This window comes from Streptomyces sp. NPDC059169, from assembly GCF_042755225.1.
Lineage (GTDB): Bacteria > Actinomycetota > Actinomycetes > Streptomycetales > Streptomycetaceae > Streptomyces.
The window spans coordinates 261,558-279,254 of sequence record NZ_JBHZCF010000008.1; the positions used below are offsets into that span (position 1 = coordinate 261,558).

A 17,697-nucleotide genomic window follows, 5' to 3' on the forward strand; every position below is an offset into this window, starting at 1 on the left:
GGTGGGATGTCGCGCCCCTCGGGGGGGGTTCCCCCCCCCCACCGGGGATCCGCGGCCCGGACGGAACCACCCCCCCCTCCCGCCCGCCGCATCCGGTGTCGACGGCGTCCGCGGTGGGAGACGCTAAACGCCCGTGGAGCGCCTGCAAGACGGGCACCCGTGCCCGCACAGCGCGGTGAAGCAGGAAGCCCCCGGAAGGGTCAGACGACCCAGGCCGGAACCCCTGGACTTCATGCCATGGAGCACGTCAAGACATGAGCGTTTCGACGAGCGTTTCCTGGAGCGCACCCAACCAGAGGTACGCCATGACCATCGGCTTGCGCGGATCGGAGTCGGGCAGCCGGTACAGCTCGTCGCCCTCGTCCTCGTCGGTGACCTCCAGCCGGGTGCCGATCGTCAACCGCAGGTCGTTCAGCGCACCCAGCCAGTGCCGCGAGTCGTCTGCCGTCAGCTTCAGCACCGCCCCGCCCTCACCCTCGACGGTGAGTGCGTCGAGGTTGCGCACGACCGCGAGGGCGTCGTCCCGCTTGCGGGCGCGCAGGTCGTTCTCCGTGTAGCGGCGGAACTCGGCCGCGAATTCCTGCAGTTGCTCGGCGTTCTCGGCCGCGTCGGCACCGGGGCCGCCGTACGCGTCGGGGAAGAGCCGGGCCAGCGCGGGGTCCGAGGGCGGCTCGCTCGGCCCCTCCGCGAACAGTGCTGCCAGCGGGTCCTCCCCCTCGGCCGGCTCGTCTCCGGGACCGATCAGCTCGAGCAGTTGGACGGCCAGGGAGCGCAGGATGGAGATCTCGACTTCGTCGAGCGCGACGGCGGCGCCACCGCCGGGCAGCGCCTCGAAGTGCCCGGGCATCACTTGCGGTCCTGGGAGAGGGTCGCCCACAGCCCGTAGCCGTGCATCGCCTGCACGTCGCGCTCCATCTCCTCACGGGTGCCACTGGAAACGACTGCGCGACCCTTGTGGTGGACGTCCAGCATCAGCTTGTGGGCCTTGTCCTTGGAGTAGCCGAAATAGGCCTGGAAGACGTAGGTGACGTAGCTCATCAGATTGACTGGATCGTTGTGCACGATCGTCACCCAGGGAACATCGGGCTCGGGTACGGCGAAGACCTCCTCGGCCGACTGGGTCTGCTCGATCTCTAGGGGCACAGTCACTCCACCCATGCTGCCACCCCGGAGGCCCCGTCGCACAAACGACCCCGGCCGATTCACCGACATCTCGTCAGTCTGACGAAATTAGGGGTAGCATCCTCACCATGAACACTGCGGATCCGAAGCCGGCGGCAGAAGGCGTGCGTGACGTGCTTCCACGGTCGGGGCGACGGGTCGGCGTGCCGTCGACCGCACTCTTCACCGACCAGTACGAGTTCACGATGCTCCAGGCGGCGCTGAAGGGCGGCACCGCCGACCGCCGCTCCGTCTTCGAGGTCTTCACCCGCCGGCTGCCCGAGGGGCGTCGCTACGGGGTCGTGGCGGGCACCGGACGCGTGCTCGACGCCGTGGAGAACTTCCACTTCGACGACGGCGTGCTCGACTTCCTCGGGAACCAGGGGATCGTCGACGAACCGACCCTCGAGTGGTTGTCCGGCTACCGCTTCGGCGGCGACGTCTGGGGCTACCCGGAGGGCGAGGTCTACTTCCCGGGTTCGCCGGTCCTGCGGGTGGAGGGCTCCTTCGCCGAGTGCGTGCTGTTGGAGACGGTGATCCTGTCGATCCTCAACCACGACTCGGCCATCGCGGCGGCGGCATCACGGATGTCGACCGCCGCGGGCGGGCGCCGGCTCATCGAGATGGGCGCCCGGCGCACGCACGAGCTCGCCGCCGTCGCCTCCTCGCGCGCCGCGTACGTCGGGGGCTTCGACTCCACCTCTGACCTCGCCGCCGGCTTCCGGTACGGCATCCCGACGGTCGGCACCAGCGCGCACGCCTTCACCCTGCTGCACGACACCGAGCGCGACGCGTTCCGAGCCCAAGTGGACTCGCTCGGACGCGGCACGACCCTGCTCGTCGACACGTACGACGTCGCCGAAGCCGTCCGCACCGCCGTGGAGGTCGCCGGGACGGGGCTCGGCGCCGTGCGCATCGACTCCGGGGACCTGCTGCTGGTCGCCCACCGGGTTCGGCAGCAGTTGGACGACCTCGGCGCGCACCGTACGAAGATCGTCGTGACCTCCGACCTCGACGAATACGCGATCGCCTCGTTGGCCGCCGCACCGGTGGACGCCTACGGGGTGGGAACGCAACTGGTCACCGGCAGCGGACACCCCACCTGTTCCATGGTCTACAAGCTGGTGGCGCGCGCCGCCTCGGCCGACCCGACCGCGCCACTCGTGCCCGTGGCCAAGAAGTCCACCGCAGGAAAGGCGTCCGTCGGGGGCCGCAAATGGGCGGCCCGTCGAACCGACGCTACCGGTGTGGCCGAGGCCGAGGTACTCGGTACCGGCCCGGTACCGGAGGAGTTCGCGGACCGGCAGCTGCTGGTCGAGCTGGTCAAGGCCGGCGAGGTCGTCGGGCGCGAGCCGCTGGACACGGCGCGCGAGCGACACATCGCGGCGCGAGCGGCACTGCCCGTCTCCGCGGTGCAGTTGTCGCGCGGTGAGCCGGTGCTCCCCACGGAGTACGCGTGATCCACCATGAACACGAGATGACGCAGGAAGCGACGGCGGCTCCCACGGCAGGCAAACGCCCCCTCCCCCAGGCCCGTTGAAGTCTCTACCCTCAGAACATTGCCGCCTGACCACCACCCCCCTCCACCGAAGGACACCCGCCATGCACCGCGCATTGATCGTCGTGGACGTTCAGAACGACTTCTGCGAGGGCGGCAGCCTCGCGGTGGCGGGGGGTGCCGACGTCGCCGCCGCCATCACCGACCTGATCGGCCAGGCCCAGCCCGGCTACCGCCACGTCGTGGCGACCCGTGACCACCACATAAGCCCCGGCGACCACTTCTCGGAGCGGCCCGACTACGTGGACTCCTGGCCGGCCCACTGCGTCGCCGGGACGGAGGGGGTCGGCTTCCACCCGAACTTCGCGCCGGTGGTCGCCAGCGGGGCGATCGACGCGGTCTTCGACAAGGGCGAGTACGCCGCGGCGTACAGCGGGTTCGAGGGGACCGACGAGAACGGGACCACGCTGGCACAGTGGCTGCACGACCGCACGGTCACGGAGATCGACATCGTCGGTATCGCCACCGACCACTGCGTGCGGGCGACAGCCCTGGACGGGGCCAGGGAAGGCTTCCGCACCCACGTCCTGCTGGACCTGACGGCCGGGGTCGCCGAGGCGACGACCCAGCGGGCGCTGGAGCAGATGCGGGAGGCGGGCGTGGAGCTGTCCGGCAAGCCCGTGGTGTGAGACGCGCCCCGGAGTGCGCACGGGCCCGCGGCGCACGGCGCCGCTCCCACCGGCCGGTCCGTGTCGTCCAGTACCTGCCCGGACGCGTTGGGGGGGAGCGCGCCCCGTGGCGCCGGGAGGACCGGGTGTCCGTCCTCACGCGCCGGGGGCGGTCGAAGCGCACCGCGTGATGCGCCCCCCGTGCTGCCCCGCGCACGGAACAGCGTCGGCCGGGGAGCGTTCCGCACCGCGACGGGGCTACGCCCCGCCGGCGGGCTTCAGGAGCGCCCGGATCGGGTGCCAGAGCTCCTGGGTCTGCTCCTCGTGGGTCCGCCACAGCAGGCCGTCCGGGTGGTGCAGCACGGCCGTGACCTCGTCCGGCGTCGGTGGCTCCGCGTTCCCCCGCAGGTAGACGGCGCGCAGCCCCAGGTTCCGCAGCCGGGTCAGGGCGCGGGCCCGGTTCGCCGCGTGCACCAGCACCCGGACCGTGCTGCCGTCGCCCACCGGGCTGGGCAGGCCTATCGCGACCACCACACTGCCTCCTGGCAGTTTGCAGAACCCTCCGCCGGGCATGCCTCACGCTCCCCCGTACTCACTGTCAATAAGAACTTCGGTCAGACGCACCTAAACACGATCGGCCGCCGCCCGCTAGAGGGCAATGGTCGATCATGCTCTGACCTGCTACTTCATTGGTCATACCGGCCTCCGTCCGGCAGCCCGGCGACTCTCCCGAACACCACGCGCATCCCAGTCCCGATGCCGGACGTCAACAGCCGCAGCCGTCCCGCACCCCACCCGGTGCGGTACGTCCGGGTCCGGGTCGGCAAGCGCAGCACCGGTCAGGAAACCCGCGACGGCGAGAACGCCTCCCGGTACGCAGGACCCGGCTCCGGCCGCGGCGACGGACGCGGCGACGGACGCGTCCGGGCGAGCGGGAGCGTCGCTCGATGCGCCGGCGTAGTCACCGGCGGGCACGGCGGGGCCCCCTTCGTGCTGGAGGTGGATTCTCGGCGTGTCGTCGGACGCGCGGGCGCCTCTCTTCCTCGCGCCCGGGGCCGGGAAATGCGGTTGGCCGCCGCTCCCCGTGGGAGCGACGGCCAACCGTGCTTGCGGGTGCCCTGACCTACTTGGTCGACGGGCCGACCTGCACGGTGATCGTCTGGCCGTTCTTCGGCTCCCTGACGATCCGGATCCGCGTGTTGGTGTCACTCACCTTGACACCGGCGGTCGGGTTCTCCTCGTACCAGTAGACGCCCTTGCGGTCGTCGAAGACCGGGTTGCCCTTGTGCGAAGCGATCTTCACACCCGCGTCCGCCTTGTGCAGCCTGAAGGCGTCCGAGCGGTAGGTGCTGAAGGTCGAGTCGTACGACTGGATGCGGTTGCGCATCAGCGTGCCGTCCGCCCACTTCATCGGCTTGGCGTTGGCGTCCACCGGCAGGACCAGGCCCGCGCCGTGGTGCTGGCTGGTGTTGTTGTCCTTCTGGGAGGTGTCCCAGAGCCAGACCAGCAGACCGTTCTGGTACGGGTAGTGCTCGACCCAGCCGTCCTTCGGCGCCTTGAAGCCGAAGTTGTACGGGCCGACCTTGAGGGTCCCGTCGTACGAGACGTACTGCCGGTTCTCCGCCAGGTAGTACTGCTCGTACTCCTTGGTGAAGCTCTCACCGACCCGGGAGAAGCCCTTGGCGGTCCAACCGTTGTCGTCGCCCTCGGCGTTGTCCGTGAACAGCGGGGCGCCGTCGGCGTTGATGCTGATCTCGTCGGCCGCGAAGCCCTTGCCGCCCGCGCCGCCGTCCGTCTGGTAGCGGAAGCGGACGTCGACCTTCTTGCCCGCGTAGGCGTCCAGGCCGTACACGAGCTTCTTGTACGCGCCGGACTGACCGGTCAGCGCCGGGGCGTCGCTCGCGTCACGGGGGATCGGCGTGCCGTCGGCGGTGCCGTCCAGGGCCGTCCAGTGGGCTCCGCCGTCCGTCGACGCCTCGGCGTAGAGGAAGTCGTAGTCGGCCTCGATGTCCCACCAGCCCGAGAGCTCCAGGGACGCCTCGGACTTGCCGGTGAGGTCGACGGAGCGGGTCAGGGTGTTCTTGAGGTCGTCACCCATGTCGCTCCACCACTGCTTGGAGCCTTCAGCAGGCTTCACGACGGTGGTGGTGACCGTCTTCTTCGGCAACTCGACGACGAGGGCCTGCGGGTTCTTGGTGTTGTACGCGGACACACCCAGCTTGTGGGTGGACTTCGTCGCCGCCTTGCCCTTGGTGTAGTTGAGCCAGCCCAGCTGCAGCTTGTCCCAGGCGGTCATGTCGCCGGGCATGTCGCCGATGGAGTCCCGGCCGCTGCCGAGCCACGAACCGGACGACATCAAGGTCCAGAAGCCGGTCGAGTTCTCGCCGCCACCGGAGGTGTCGTACAGGTCCGGCAGGCCGAGGTCGTGACCGTACTCATGGGCGAAGACCCCCAGGCCGCCGTTCTCCGGCTGCATGGTGTAGTCGCCGACCCAGATGCCGGTGTTGCCGACCTGGGTGCCGCCGGCCTTGTTGTTCGCCGGACCGGTCTTGCCCGCGTCGGTGCCGTAGGCGTACCAGCGGTGCGCCCACAGGGCGTTGGGGCCCTCGGCGCCGCCGCCGGCCGACTCGTCCTCGCCCGCGTGGACGATCTGGAAGTGGTCGATGTAGCCGTCGGGCTCGTTGAAGTTGCCGTCGCCGTCGAAGTCGTAGCGGTCCCACTGGTCGTACTGCGCCAGCTGGGCCTTGATCTCGGCGTCGGTCTTGCCCTTGGCCTTCTGGTCGGCGGTCCAGGCGGTAACGCCGTCCTTGACCGCGTCCCACACGTTGTTGCAGTTGGACTGGCCGCAGTAGTTGGACCCGTAGCGGGCCTCGTTGTAGTCGACCTTGACCCAGTCCGAGACCGCGCCGTCGACGGAGTAGCGGCCCGAGGAGGTCCGCTCGTAGTAGGTCTTCAGCGACTGCTTGGGCTTGCCCTTCTTGTCCTTGCCCTTGCCGAAGTAGAGGTCCTGGAAGTGCTGCTGGTTGTAGTCCTTCTGCCAGGCGGTGGAGTTGTCCACCGTGCGGTCCGGCTGCGCGATCTTGTTGTGCAGCGGGCCGGGCGTGCCACCGTACTTCTTGACGGGCGGCTTCGGGCCGTCGCCGTCCGGGTCGATCATCGTGGTGTCGTCGACCTTGTCGCCGAACTCCACCAGAATGGTGAAGATCTTGTCGGTCTTCTCCCGGCCGAGTTCGACGTACTTCTTGGCATCGAGCTTCACGACCTTGGACGCGCCGCGCTGCTGCACGGTCGCGTCCCCGGATATGACCCGCTCCAGCGCCGCCTGGCGCTGCTGCTCCTGGCGCTTGCTGAACGGACCGTCGAGGTCGTGGACGACATGCCCCTTGCTGTCGCCCTTCCCCGGCGCCGGATCGTGGCGCTCGACTCCGACGGAGCCGGAGACGTTGCCCTGGGCCTGGGCCGTGGTGAAGGCCGCGGCCGTCGCACCGGTCGTGGCAAGAGCCACGAGCACCGCGGACGCTCTGATCGCGCGTCGTTTGTTGGTCACTTGATGGTGTCCTCCCCTGCGCCGCCGGCGTCACCGCGGACCAAAGACTGTGGGGTGGTGGATCCGCGCGCGGCAGCGCGTCACAAGTGACGACATTCGACCGGAGTTGCCAGCGAAAAGACAGACCTTGACTTGAGCAGGCCAACTGCACTATGCAGGGGTTCAGTTCCGGATACCGGACGTGCAGCCCGGGGGTAGGGACGACGGTGCTCCGCCGCCCCTCCCGCGTCGACCCACGCGTTCCAACTCGGACTTCGGGGGCAGGTGACCCACCGGCGGGTTCCGAGTGCCGTTCCCGGACAGGCCCGGAAGGAGAACTCGTCGGACCCACCGGTGGCGGTCCGAAGGCAAGGGGGGATGCGGCAGGGGGCCGCAGGAAGACGTCGCGGCCCACCGGACGCTGGTGGACGGCGACGGAGCCGGTGGTCGACGAGTCCGGCCCGAACCGGTTTGCGGCAGAACGCTCACGGCCCGGGGTCGACGACCGACCCCCGGGGTTCGTCGAGGAGTTGCCGCAGCCGCGTCGACCACACCTGTCCGCCGGCTCAGCGCCGGCGGCCGAACCCGCGAAGCACGACCCGACGGGTGCGACACGCTGCTCCTTGACGTCAGCGGGGACCGCTCGGACGCGAAGTGCCCCGGCGGGGCGTCGGAAGGCCGTCAGGCCAGGTGCGCGAAGTGGATGGCGTCGGCGGCCGCAGCTCCGGCGGTGACGGCGGGGACGACTCCCTGCTCCCAGGTCCCTCCGGTCAAATCGCCGGCGGCGTAAAGGCCCGGGATGCTCGTCTTGCGGCCTTCGTCCACGGAGACGTGTCCGTCGCTCAGAACGAGGCCGTGCTCCGCGACCAGCCGCTCGACGAGCGGGACCTGCCGCTGCGGCTGCGGCCACAGCAGGGTCTGCCGCTCCAGGAGGGTGCCGTCGACCAGCTCCACGGCGTGCAGGTCGCCGTCGGTGTGGTGCAGGCGGACGATCTCGCCCACGACGAGGTCGCCGCCCTGCTCGCGCAGGCTCCGGCGCAGTTCGTCGGCGCCCGGCAGGGAAGGAGGGGCGATGGCGATGACATCGCCGGTCCAGGCGCGGAACGCGGTGGCGGCCATGCCGAGGTAGAGGGGTTCGTCGGCGACCAGGGCCCCGGTGCGGTCGGCGTTCTCCTCGCCGATGCAGACGGTCATTCCCTCGATCCCCTTCCCACTGGAGGAACTGTGACCCGCGACACACCGGCATCCACGACTGCCTCCGCCACGGCCCCGGAGCGGCCTCGCACCCACAAGCCGCATGACACCCTGGAGACCGTCGACTGACCGACCGCAGGACAGTCACCCCCCGACGAAGGAGCGATCGTGCCCGCGGACCAGTCCGCCCCCGCCCAGCCCACCGGTCGCTTCCAGCCTCCGGACGTCCGCCGCCGGCAGATCCTGGACGCGACGGCCGCCCTGCTCCTGGGCGACGGTTACGATGCGCTGACCGTCAGCAAGGTCGCCGCCCGCGCCGGGGTCGCCAAGGGCACGGTCTACCTCTACTTCGACTCCAAGCAGGAGCTCCTGGCCGCCCTCCAGGCCGAGATGTGGGACCGCATGCTCCAGGAGCCCGCAGCCCTCCTGGGACTGCCCGACCTGACCTGGACCGAACGCCTCGACGGTCTCGTGGCCGCCTGGATCGCCGTGGAACGGGACCACCACCAGCTCTACCACCGGCTCTTCCACGAACCCGGCGGCGCAGCCGGTGAGGAACCCATGACCGCCGCCCGCGACCTCCTCGTCACCCTCCTCACGGAGGGCCACGCGGCCGGCGAGTTCGACGTGCCGGAACCCGAACTCACCGCCGACTTCCTCACCCACGCCTACACCGGCCCCTGCCACCACACCAAGACCGACACCGACATCACCGCTGCCGTCCAAGCCCTCTTCCACCGCGTCGTCGCCGCCGACCCGCCGAGCCGGCCGCAGTGAACGCCGGGGCTGCCGGGGCCCGGCCGGAAGCAGGGGACGGGGAATCGAACAGCCGCCGTGCCGGACACCACGGACGTGGCGGTGGCCACGCGCCGCACCGTGCCGGCGCCGGCCCCGCCCCGTCGTACTCCGCGGCGGTTCAGCCGCGCCTCGCCGACGCCGGGCCACACCCCGACCTGCGTCGCCAGAGCCGAGGCCCCTGGCCCACCGGCGGATCGCCCACTCCCCGGTAACCCCGTCCCCGGACTCCCGGCCGCGCCACGCGATCCGGTCGAACAGGCGCACCGTCAGGGCCAACTCGTGAGACGAGTGACTCCATGCGCCCCCCATGCACCGGTACCGTGGGTTAGGTCACGCTTACTACCGGTTCCTCTCGGGCATCCACCGTCGTAGGGTCGTCGAACAGTGCGACCCGTTGGTGACACCCCCACAGAATTGCCGCTCCGAGGGACGGAACCCCACCATGCCGCGTCCGACTGCCGCACAGCTCGCCTATGGTTCGGCCACCGTCGTCATCTCGACCGTCGCCATGCTGCTGCTCTCCCGTACGACGACGGGGATCGGCGTCGCGGTCATCGGGGTCGCGGCCCTCGCCCTCGGCCTCCTGGTCGCCGTGACCGTACCGCTGCCCACCCGGGCGAGGGCGGCCCGCGCGGACGGTCGCGGCCGGGCGGGCGTGGCTCCCTCCCCGACCGCGGACACAGCCCGCGTACCCGTCGCCCACGCGGGCAACGGGTCGCGCGTCGGCGAGCACTCACTGCGGCACTGACACCACCACCGTCTTGGCTGCCTTGTCGTGCAGGCCCTGCTTGTAGGGCTTGTCCACCAGGATCATGATGGCCAGGATCAGCGGCCAGATGCAGGGGCAGCAGATGAGCTGCGGCAGCCAGAGCACGGCCGCCCTGGTGAGCGAGGAGCCGGTGTCCGGGGTACTGCCGTCCTTGAGCATCGCGACGCGCATCTTGAACAGCTTCATGCCGAGGGTCTGTCCGGACGAGCGGACCATCAGGGTGTCGTACCCGACGTAGGCCACGATCGTGATGATCTGGAACACCCATTGCACGCCCGTATTCACCTGGGTGAACAGGTCGTTGAAGCCGTCGGACGAGTCCGAGACCCCGCGGTAGATCCCGAACGGGATCCCGATGATCGCCAGGGGGATGAGGACGATCAGCCAGTCGATGAACCGGGCGACATAGCGCCGTGCGGGTTCGGCGAGCGGCGGCATCCCCCGCAGCGGGTCGGGCGGCCCGTAGGGGTCACCTCCGTACGCACCGGAATCGTACGGAGGCGGCGGGGCGGAACCCCCGTACGGAGAACCGGTCCCGGGGGGCGGAGGAGCCCCGTACGGTCCCGCTCCCCCGGGAGGGGGCTGCCCCCCAGGAGGCGGCGGCTGCCCTCCTGGCGGCGGGCCGCCCGGGGGCTGCCCCCCAGGAGGCGGACCCTCGGGCTCCTGGGGCCTCTTGCGGAACGGGTCGTCCTCGGGCGGCTGACTAGGCGGCTGGTCGTTGCTCATGGGGGCAGTGCACCCCGCCCCGCCAGGGCCCGCAACGGCTCATGTGCCGTTCGGGGGACCCGCGGGGCGACGGGGCGTCAGCCCGCCACGAAGGTATGGGCCGCCTTGTCGTGCCAGCACTGCCTCCACGGGCGGTCGAACAGGCACCAGAGCACGTTGACGGTCCCGACGAGCAGCACCCCCAGCATTCCGTGCACCAGCCAGCGGAGCAGCGCTGCGGCGAACGACGGGGGCCCGTGCGACTCGATGTCGCGGACTTCCAGGCCCATCAGCCTCTTGCCGAGCGTGCGCCCCCACTTGGCAGTGGGCAACGCCTCGTAGAGTGCGCCGAGCGCCAGCAGGGCGACGAGTACGACACCGAACTGCACCCCTGTCGTGCCGTCGATCAGCCACACCGTGACCGTTTCACCGGACGTCTTCGCCGCTTGGATCTTCTCGTCGATGTGCGTGAGCGCACCGGAGACGAACGGTGCGGAAACGACGGCGACGACGGCCCCCAGGACGACCGTGTCGATCAGCCGGGCCGCGAAGCGCTTGCCGAGTGCGGCAGGCCGTGCTGCGGCCTGGGCCTGAGCTGCCTGCAGGAACGGGTCGTTGACCGGGGGCTTCCACGGGACGACCGGCGGTTCCTCGCCCTGCCGGTCCAACGGGCGTGCCTGCTGGGCCCATGACGCGGCACCGCCGCCGACGCCCGCCGACATCGGCGCCCGCTGCTGCGCCGGGGCCTTCGCCTGCTGCTGTACCGGCACTTGCGCCGCCCGCTGCGGCGGGGCCGTCACCGGATGTGCCGGATCCTGTTCCTCGCCGACCTGCGCCCCGGACCCCCGGGGAGGCGGGGTACGCGCCGGCGGCGGTTGCTTCGGCGGCGTCATCGTGCGCATCGTCATCGTGCCTTCGGAGGACGGCGCGTCGCCCTGATGGTGCAGGCCCGGGGTGGTCATCGTGCCGTCCGTCGGCTGCGGCTCCTGCTCGGCCGCCGCGCCGGCGACGCTGCGCACTCCCGGCAGTGCGCCGCCGGTCGGGTCCGCCGGGGGCGTCCCGGACGCGGTCTCGGCCGCGGTCTCCGCACGCGGGTCCTGGTGCCCGGAGGCGGCCGTACGGCGGACCCGTACGCCGGACGACGGTCCCGACGCCCCGCTGTCGGCGACGCCTGCCGCCGGACCGTCCTGGACGGCCGCTGGCCGGTCCCACGCCTGGCCCGGAGCCGGGGCCGATGCTGCCTGGGAGCCGGCGCCCGGCAGGTCCGCCCCGTGGGTCTGCGAGCCCCAGGAGACACGGCGGTCGAGGTCACCGCCGAAGCCGGTCTGCTGGGAGGCGTCCGCGTGCCAGGCGCTGGCCGGCGGCTGGACACCTGCCGGGGCCTCGGGGGCCTCGTCAAGGAAGACGGGACCCGTCTCCTCGACGGACGCGGCGGCCGGGGCGTGCGCCGCCGCGGCCGAGGGCGGCGGCGACGGCGTCGCGTCGCCGCCCTTCGGCGCCGGACGGCTCGTCCCGGGCACCCATGACGTCCCGTTCCAGTACCGGACGTATCCGGGGATGGACGGGTCGGGGTAGTAGCCAGGCGTGGGGCTGCCGTCGCCGGTTGCCGGGGTTGGGGCGCTCATCACCGTGGTCCCGTATCTCCTGGAGGCATCGATTCAAGGGTCCACATCTATCAGACCGGCGGCCTGCTCCGGGCCCGTCCCGCCCGAAGGCCCACTTTCCGGTAGTGCCTGCCCCCACTACACGGGTCGGGTGCCCCGACACTGAGAAGTTGTGGGTGAAAGTCACGTAATAGTCGGTGGGGACGGCGCTCTCCCCCTGTGTGGCCCGCTCCGGGGCCTCGTGTCAGGAAAGGAAGTCGCACTCTCATGCACACCGTGGAACGCGAGCTGGAGCTCAAGTTGGTGCTGTCGTCGGACCACAGCGTCCCCGTCCCGGCGCGACTGACCTACTGCGCGGAGGATCCGTACGCCGTCCACATCAGCTTCCACATCGGCTCGGAGTCCCCGGTGGACTGGGCCTTCGCGCGGGAGCTGCTGGTCGAGGGGGTCTTCCGGCCGTGCGGCCACGGAGACATCCGCATCTGGCCGACGAAGGTCGAGGGGCACAGCGTCATCCTGATCGCGTTGTCCTCACCGGACGGCGAGGCCCTGTTGGAGGCTTCCGCCGCGCAGGTCTCGATGTGGCTGGAGCGGACGCTGCGGTTGGTGCCCCCCGGCACGGAGTCGGAGCGACTGGCTCTCGACGCCGGGTTGGCCGAGCTGCTCGCCCCGGGCGGGGACGCCATCGGAGACGACGCGCACCGCCGCGACGCCTCCCCCGCTCTCGGCGGGGAGACGCCGAGAGCGGGGGGCGAGCCGCAGGACTCCTCCCGGCCCGCCCCGGATCAGACGTAGGTGTGCGTGATGAACTCGATGGAGTGCCCGTCGGGGTCGTCGACGTACACGCCGCGGCCCCGGAAGAGGTGGTTGATCGATTGCGGTGACGCGTGTTCCGGGTCGGCCCAGTAAGGCAGTTCGCGGTCCTGTATCCGCGCGAGGATCTGGTCGAACTCCTCGTCGCTGACGAGGAAGGCCAGGTGCTGGGAGACGACCTCGGCCCCGTCCGTCCCGTCGAGGTAGTCGAGCGTGACCCCGTTGGCGAGCGGGACACTGGCGAAGGGACCGAAGGGCTCGGGATCGGGTGCGCCGATCAGCCCGGTGAGGAAGCGGGCGGCGGCGAAACGGTCGGTGCTGTGGACGATGGTGTGGTCAAGACGTGCGGGCACGGCTCCTCCTTCGTCGTTCTTCTCACACGCTATGCGGGACTGTGACTCCGCGCTCCGCGCACGGCCCCGTCCACGTCCACGTCGTCAGCGTGCCGTCGATCCGCGTCGGGCGCGCTGCCTCGTGGCGGGTGGCGGGCCCGGACGACCCGCCCCGGCCCGCGTCCCCTCGGTGCTCGCGCACCCGGTGGGGCCGCATCAGAACACCTTGCCGGGGTTGAGGATGCCGAGCGGATCGAAGACCGCTTTGATGCCGCGTTGCAACTCGACTCCGACCGGACCCAGTTCGCGGGCGAGCCATTCCTTCTTGAGCACGCCCACGCCGTGTTCGCCCGTGATCGTCCCACCGAGGCGCAGCCCGAGCGCCATGATCTCGTCGAACGACTCCCGGGCTCGCCGCGTTTCGTCGGGATCGGTGTGGTCGAAGCACACGACGGGGTGGGTGTTGCCGTCCCCGGCATGTGCGCAGACCCCGATCGTGAGGTCGTACTCGTGCGCGATCGCCGCGGTGCCGTCGAGCATCGCGGCGAGCTGGGAACGGGGCACGCAGACATCGTCGATCATCGTCGCGGACTTGACGGTCTCCAGGGCGGTGAGGGAGAGCCGGCGGGCCTGGAGCAGCATGTCGGACTCGGCGGCGTCGTCCGCGGGCACGACCTCGGTGGCCCCGGCGGCCACGCAGAGCTTCCCGACCGCTGCGAGATCGGCAGCGGGGTCCGGGGTGTCGAACGCGGCGAGGAGCAGCGCCTCCGTGCTGTTGGGGAGCCCCATGTGCGCCATGGCGTTGACCGCCTGGATGGTGGTGCGGTCCATGAGCTCCAGCAGCGAGGGGGTGTGGCCGTGCTCCATGATGGTGCAGACCGCCTCGCACGCAGCGGCCGCGGAGGCGAACTCGGCGGCGAGGGCCAGCTGTTGGGGAGGCTGCGGGCGCAGCGCCAGAACGGCTTGCACGATGACGCCGAGGCTGCCTTCGGAGCCCACGAAGAGCCGCGTGAGGTCGTATCCGGCGACCCCCTTCGCCGTGCGGCGGCCGGTACTGAGGAGACGGCCGTCAGCGAGGACGACGTCGAGGCCGAGCACGTACTCGGCGGTGACGCCGTACTTGACGCAGCACAGTCCGCCGGAGGCCGTGCCGATGTTTCCGCCGATGGTGCACGTCTCCCAGCTGGAGGGGTCCGGCGGGTAGTACAGGCCGTGTTGGTTCACGGCGCGCGACAGCGCGGCGTTGACGACGCCCGGTTCGACCACGGCGATCCGCTCGACGGGGTTGATCTCGATGACCCGGTCCATGCCGACCAGCGAGAGGACGATGCAGCCGTCCGAGGCGTTGGCCGCACCGGACAGTCCGGTGCGCGCTCCCTGGGGGACGACCGGGACGCGGAGGGCGGTCGCGGTGCGCATGACGTGCTGGACCTGCTCGACGGTGCGCGGCAGGACGACGACGGCTGGGCTGCCCGCGTCGCAGAAGCTCGCCATGTCGTTGGCGTACGACGCGGTGACGTCGGGGTCGGTGATCACTGCTTCGGCGGGCAGTCCCGCCCGGAGCCGGGAGAGGAGATCATCCATGATCCCAGACTCGCACCGGGGGCCATCGGTGTGAACCCGTCTGCCTTCCGTGTCGCCGCCCCGAGTGCGTTCTTCGTATGGACCGATGAATGGCGCAGAGTGATCGCCATGAAGACGCGATACGCCCCAAACGTCAGGAACGCGGTGGTCGCCTCGCTGGTCGTCGGGGCGCTCGGCACCGGGATCATGGTCTTCGGACCGGGTGGGGAGGACGGCCCCGCACCGGCGCCGGGCCCGGCCGGGCAGGCGATGCTCGCGGCGGGTGTGGGGGCGTCCAGATCGCTCGGTGAGGTGTCCGCGCTGATCCGGTCCCACGAGAAGTGGGTGGGGGCGCATCCGGACGACAGCGGCGCCTGGGCGGTGCTCGGGCTGGCGTACACGCAGCGGGGGGTCCTGCTCGGCGACCCGACGTCCTACCCGAAGGCCGAAACGGCGCTGAAACGGTCGCTGGAGGCCCTTCCCGGGGAGAAGGGCAACGCCGACGCACAGCTGGGCATGGCGGTGCTGGCGAACGTGCGCCGCGACTACGCGGCGGCGAAGCGGTGGGCCGAGAGCGTGCGGGCCAGGACGCCGAAGCAGTGGACGACGTACCCGGTGCTGATCGACGCCTACAGCGGGCTCGGCCAGTACGCAGGGGCGGAGAAGGCCATGGCGAAGCTGTCGGCCCTACGGCCGGGCCTGCCGCAGACCCTGCTGCGCTCGTCCCAGGTGGCACAGGTCCAGGGACAACGGGAGGACGCGATCGCGACGGCGGACGAGGCGTCGACGCGATCCGCCACGACGGCGGAGAAGACGGTGGCGATGCACCGGCTGGGCGAGCTCGCCTGGGAACGCGGCGAGCCGGGGGAGGCGGCCGGGTACTACGACGCGGCGCTGCGGCTCGATCCGCGGCACCATCCATCGCTCGCGGGACGGGCGCGGGCGCGGGCGGCACTCGGGCGCACGAACGAGGCGCTGCGCGATTACCAGGCAGCCGTCCAGCGGCTCCCGCTGCCCCGGTACGCACTTCAGGCGGGCGAGCTGTACGAGTCGCTGGGGCAGCGCACCGAGGCGCTTGCGCAGTACGGCGCCGTGCGCACCCTGGCTGCCCGGGCGCGCAAGAGCGGAGCGAACGAGGAGCTGGTGCTCGCCGCGTACGAGGCGGACCACGCCAGCGCCCGCTCGGCGGTGACCCGGCTGGGGCGGCAGTGGCGGCAGCTGCGCCGCAACACGGAGGTCTCGGACACGCTCGGCTGGGCGCTGTTCCGGGCGGGGCGGACGAAGGAGGGTCTGAAGTACGCCAAGCGGGCGACCGCGACGGGTGAGCAGAACGCCCTGTACTGGTACCACCGGGGCGAGATCGAGCGCTCCCTCGGCGACGACGGCCCGGCCCGACGGCACCTCGCGCAGGCCCTGCGCATCAATCCGTACTTCTCACCGCTGCTGGTGAAGCGGGCGAAAGCCGCGCTCAAGGAACTCGGAGATCCGCCGCCGGGAGGGCCGCGCGACGTCGAGGGCGAGCCTTGGGACGACTCCGTGATCCCCGACGACGACGGGGACTACCCGGAGGACGACGGGGACTACCCGGAGGACGAGGAGTCTCCCGCGCAGTCGCCGGGACCGCGCGAGTCCCGGTCCCCGGCGGAGTCGGACCAACCGCGTGACGTTCGGCCCTCGGGGGCGCGGCGCGATGCCGACGGGACGTCCCCGGAGCCGACGCGGGTGGGTGCCGCGCCCCACCCGTCGGAAGGCGGCTGACCGGCGGGCCGCGTGGCCCGTCCGCGTCGCCGGGGCTCAGAGCACCGCCGTGCCGATCAGGGCGTTGCGCGTGACGAGCGCGGCGAGTGCCGATTCGTCCAGGCCCTCGGTTCCCGCCGGGCGCAGCGGCAGGACCATGTAGCGGGTTTCCGCGGTGGAGTCCCAGACCGTGATGCGGGTGCCGTCCGGGAGGTGGACGCCGAACTCCTCCAGCACGGCCCGGGGTTCTCGGACCACGCGGGAACGGTAGGACTCGCTCTTGTACCAGCCTGGCGACGGCCCCAGCAACCGGACCGGGTAGCAGGAGCAGAGCGTGCAGACGATGACGTTGTGGGTGTCGGGGGTGTTCTCGACGACCCGCAGCCGTTGCGGCTGGACCCCGCCCGAGGACATGCCGAGCTCGGCCACGGCGGAGGTGCCGTCGGCGAGCAGTCGGCCGCGGAAGGCCGGGTCCGTCCAGGCGCGGGCCACGACGCGGGCTCCGTTCGCGGGGGACGCACCGCTGAGGAAGGCGTCGAGTGCTTCGTCCAGCGCGGCACCCGCGACGATGCCCCGGTCCTCCAGGAGGGTTTCGAGACGGCGCACCCGACGGGAGATCTCCGCGTCGTGATGGGGTCCGGTCACGGTCGTCCCTCCTCCAGATAGCTCTCGAACAGGTCGAGCACGACGTGGTGGTCCCCCTGGCCCCACAGCTCGCGGGCGGCGAAACTGACGGCGTAGACCTGTTCCCGTGGTGCGTCTCCGCGACCCTGTGCGTTGCGGTCGGCGAGGGGTGCGGGGCCTTCGGGCTCGACCACGGTGCCCAGCTTGCCGCGGGCGTACCGGGGCAGCCGGGTGTGGTGCGGCGGGTCGTGGTGCACGGTGCGGACCAGGGCGCCCGGGACGAAGCGGTCAGTCATCGAGCTCGCCCGCCCCGATGACGCCCTTGCGTTCCAGGAGGGTTCGGATCGCGTGGAACCAGCGTTCGTAGTACGAGGCCGCCAGGTAGTCGGCCGGCGCCATGGATTCGATGGCGTCGCGGAACTCGTCGAGGTTGTAGACCTTGCGTGCGATCAGGGCCGAGTTGAGCGCGAACACGCGCGCTTCCCAGTCGGCGTGGAAGGGCGCACCGTCGTCACCGGTGTCCAGCGGCCCGAAGCCCTGCATCCCGCCGACGTCGTTGATCCTGGCCATGTACCGACCATAACGGCCCGCGGCCCACGGGTCAGGTCCGTTTGTCTAGGGGCAGTGTTCCTGATCCGCAGAGGTTCAAAATCCAACGCTCGGCACCCCCCCTCCCTAACCCCCCCAACAAAAACCTGAAACCGC

General features: G+C 71.1%; 18 protein-coding genes. 6 read left to right on the forward strand and 12 right to left on the reverse strand.

Going from position 1 to position 17,697, the window contains the following annotated elements; translation table 11 throughout:
- Window positions 1-247: 247 nt before the first annotated feature.
- Entirely contained in the window at window positions 248-847 is a 600-nt protein-coding gene (locus ACFXOM_RS17610; RefSeq protein WP_384931188.1) for a DUF2017 domain-containing protein, read from the reverse strand.
- On the reverse strand, window positions 847-1,158 hold the full coding sequence (gene clpS, locus ACFXOM_RS17615; RefSeq protein WP_384931185.1) for an ATP-dependent Clp protease adapter ClpS: 312 nt from the start codon (window positions 1,156-1,158) through the stop codon (window positions 847-849). Before clpS ends, ACFXOM_RS17610 begins: the two co-directional genes overlap by 1 nt.
- Window positions 1,159-1,250: 92 nt before the next feature.
- On the opposite strand from clpS, the gene ACFXOM_RS17620 reads away from it, so the two are divergent.
- Window positions 1,251-2,621 (forward strand): nicotinate phosphoribosyltransferase, encoded by a 1,371-nt coding sequence (locus tag ACFXOM_RS17620; RefSeq protein ID WP_384931182.1) that lies wholly within the window; start codon window positions 1,251-1,253, stop codon window positions 2,619-2,621.
- A gap of 142 nt (window positions 2,622-2,763) precedes the next feature.
- Window positions 2,764-3,348: an isochorismatase family protein gene (locus ACFXOM_RS17625; RefSeq protein WP_384931179.1), complete on the forward strand. Its 585-nt coding sequence runs from the start codon at window positions 2,764-2,766 to the stop codon at window positions 3,346-3,348.
- A 237-nt stretch (window positions 3,349-3,585) separates the two neighbouring features.
- Here the strand turns inward: ACFXOM_RS17625 and ACFXOM_RS17630 are convergent, their stop codons facing one another.
- From ACFXOM_RS17630 to ACFXOM_RS17640, 3 genes are all read right to left on the reverse strand, one after another.
- Window positions 3,586-3,900, reverse strand: a complete 315-nt coding sequence (locus ACFXOM_RS17630) for a hypothetical protein (RefSeq protein WP_384931176.1) — start codon at window positions 3,898-3,900, stop codon at window positions 3,586-3,588.
- A 550-nt stretch (window positions 3,901-4,450) separates the two neighbouring features.
- Window positions 4,451-6,874, reverse strand: a complete 2,424-nt coding sequence (locus tag ACFXOM_RS17635; protein WP_385038394.1) for an immune inhibitor A domain-containing protein — start codon at window positions 6,872-6,874, stop codon at window positions 4,451-4,453.
- A gap of 660 nt (window positions 6,875-7,534) precedes the next feature.
- A complete protein-coding gene (locus ACFXOM_RS17640) occupies window positions 7,535-8,047 on the reverse strand; it encodes a hypothetical protein (protein WP_385038397.1) in 513 nt (170 codons plus the stop codon).
- Window positions 8,048-8,215: 168 nt separating this feature from the next.
- Between ACFXOM_RS17640 and ACFXOM_RS17645 the strand changes: the two genes are divergently transcribed.
- Complete coding sequence (locus ACFXOM_RS17645; RefSeq protein ID WP_384931166.1) at window positions 8,216-8,824, forward strand: TetR/AcrR family transcriptional regulator; 609 nt, start codon at window positions 8,216-8,218, stop codon at window positions 8,822-8,824.
- Window positions 8,825-9,287: 463 nt separating this feature from the next.
- The gene (locus ACFXOM_RS17650; protein ID WP_384931163.1) at window positions 9,288-9,593 is read left to right on the forward strand and encodes a hypothetical protein; all 306 of its coding nucleotides are present in this window, start codon (window positions 9,288-9,290) and stop codon (window positions 9,591-9,593) included.
- On the opposite strand, the gene ACFXOM_RS17655 is transcribed toward ACFXOM_RS17650, so the two are convergent.
- Window positions 9,579-10,340, reverse strand: a complete 762-nt coding sequence (locus ACFXOM_RS17655; RefSeq protein ID WP_384931160.1) for an RDD family protein — start codon at window positions 10,338-10,340, stop codon at window positions 9,579-9,581. The genes ACFXOM_RS17650 and ACFXOM_RS17655 overlap by 15 nt on opposite strands.
- Window positions 10,341-10,417: 77 nt before the next feature.
- The gene (locus ACFXOM_RS17660) at window positions 10,418-11,944 is read right to left on the reverse strand and encodes an RDD family protein (protein ID WP_384931157.1); all 1,527 of its coding nucleotides are present in this window, start codon (window positions 11,942-11,944) and stop codon (window positions 10,418-10,420) included.
- A 246-nt stretch (window positions 11,945-12,190) separates the two neighbouring features.
- Between ACFXOM_RS17660 and ACFXOM_RS17665 the strand changes: the two genes are divergently transcribed.
- Window positions 12,191-12,718 (forward strand): SsgA family sporulation/cell division regulator, encoded by a 528-nt coding sequence (locus tag ACFXOM_RS17665; protein ID WP_384931154.1) that lies wholly within the window; start codon window positions 12,191-12,193, stop codon window positions 12,716-12,718.
- Here the strand turns inward: ACFXOM_RS17665 and ACFXOM_RS17670 are convergent.
- Window positions 12,709-13,089, reverse strand: a complete 381-nt coding sequence (locus tag ACFXOM_RS17670) for a VOC family protein (RefSeq protein WP_384931151.1) — start codon at window positions 13,087-13,089, stop codon at window positions 12,709-12,711. The two genes, ACFXOM_RS17665 and ACFXOM_RS17670, sit on opposite strands and share 10 nt — an antisense overlap.
- A gap of 195 nt (window positions 13,090-13,284) precedes the next feature.
- Complete coding sequence (locus ACFXOM_RS17675; RefSeq protein WP_384931148.1) at window positions 13,285-14,652, reverse strand: FAD-binding oxidoreductase; 1,368 nt, start codon at window positions 14,650-14,652, stop codon at window positions 13,285-13,287.
- A gap of 108 nt (window positions 14,653-14,760) precedes the next feature.
- Here ACFXOM_RS17675 and ACFXOM_RS17680 point away from each other — a divergent pair, with 108 nt between their 5' ends.
- Entirely contained in the window at window positions 14,761-16,389 is a 1,629-nt protein-coding gene (locus ACFXOM_RS17680; protein WP_384931145.1) for a tetratricopeptide repeat protein, read from the forward strand.
- Window positions 16,390-16,425: 36 nt separating this feature from the next.
- Here the strand turns inward: ACFXOM_RS17680 and nthA are convergent, their stop codons facing one another.
- From nthA to ACFXOM_RS17695, 3 genes are read right to left on the reverse strand one after another with little or no spacing between them, the layout of a single operon-like run.
- On the reverse strand, window positions 16,426-17,013 hold the full coding sequence (gene nthA, locus ACFXOM_RS17685) for a nitrile hydratase subunit alpha (protein ID WP_384931143.1): 588 nt from the start codon (window positions 17,011-17,013) through the stop codon (window positions 16,426-16,428).
- Window positions 17,010-17,288, reverse strand: a complete 279-nt coding sequence (locus tag ACFXOM_RS17690; RefSeq protein WP_384931140.1) for an SH3-like domain-containing protein — start codon at window positions 17,286-17,288, stop codon at window positions 17,010-17,012. Before ACFXOM_RS17690 ends, nthA begins: the two co-directional genes overlap by 4 nt.
- Complete coding sequence (locus tag ACFXOM_RS17695) at window positions 17,281-17,562, reverse strand: hypothetical protein (protein ID WP_384931137.1); 282 nt, start codon at window positions 17,560-17,562, stop codon at window positions 17,281-17,283. Before ACFXOM_RS17695 ends, ACFXOM_RS17690 begins: the two co-directional genes overlap by 8 nt.
- Between the last annotated feature and the right edge of the window lie 135 nt (window positions 17,563-17,697).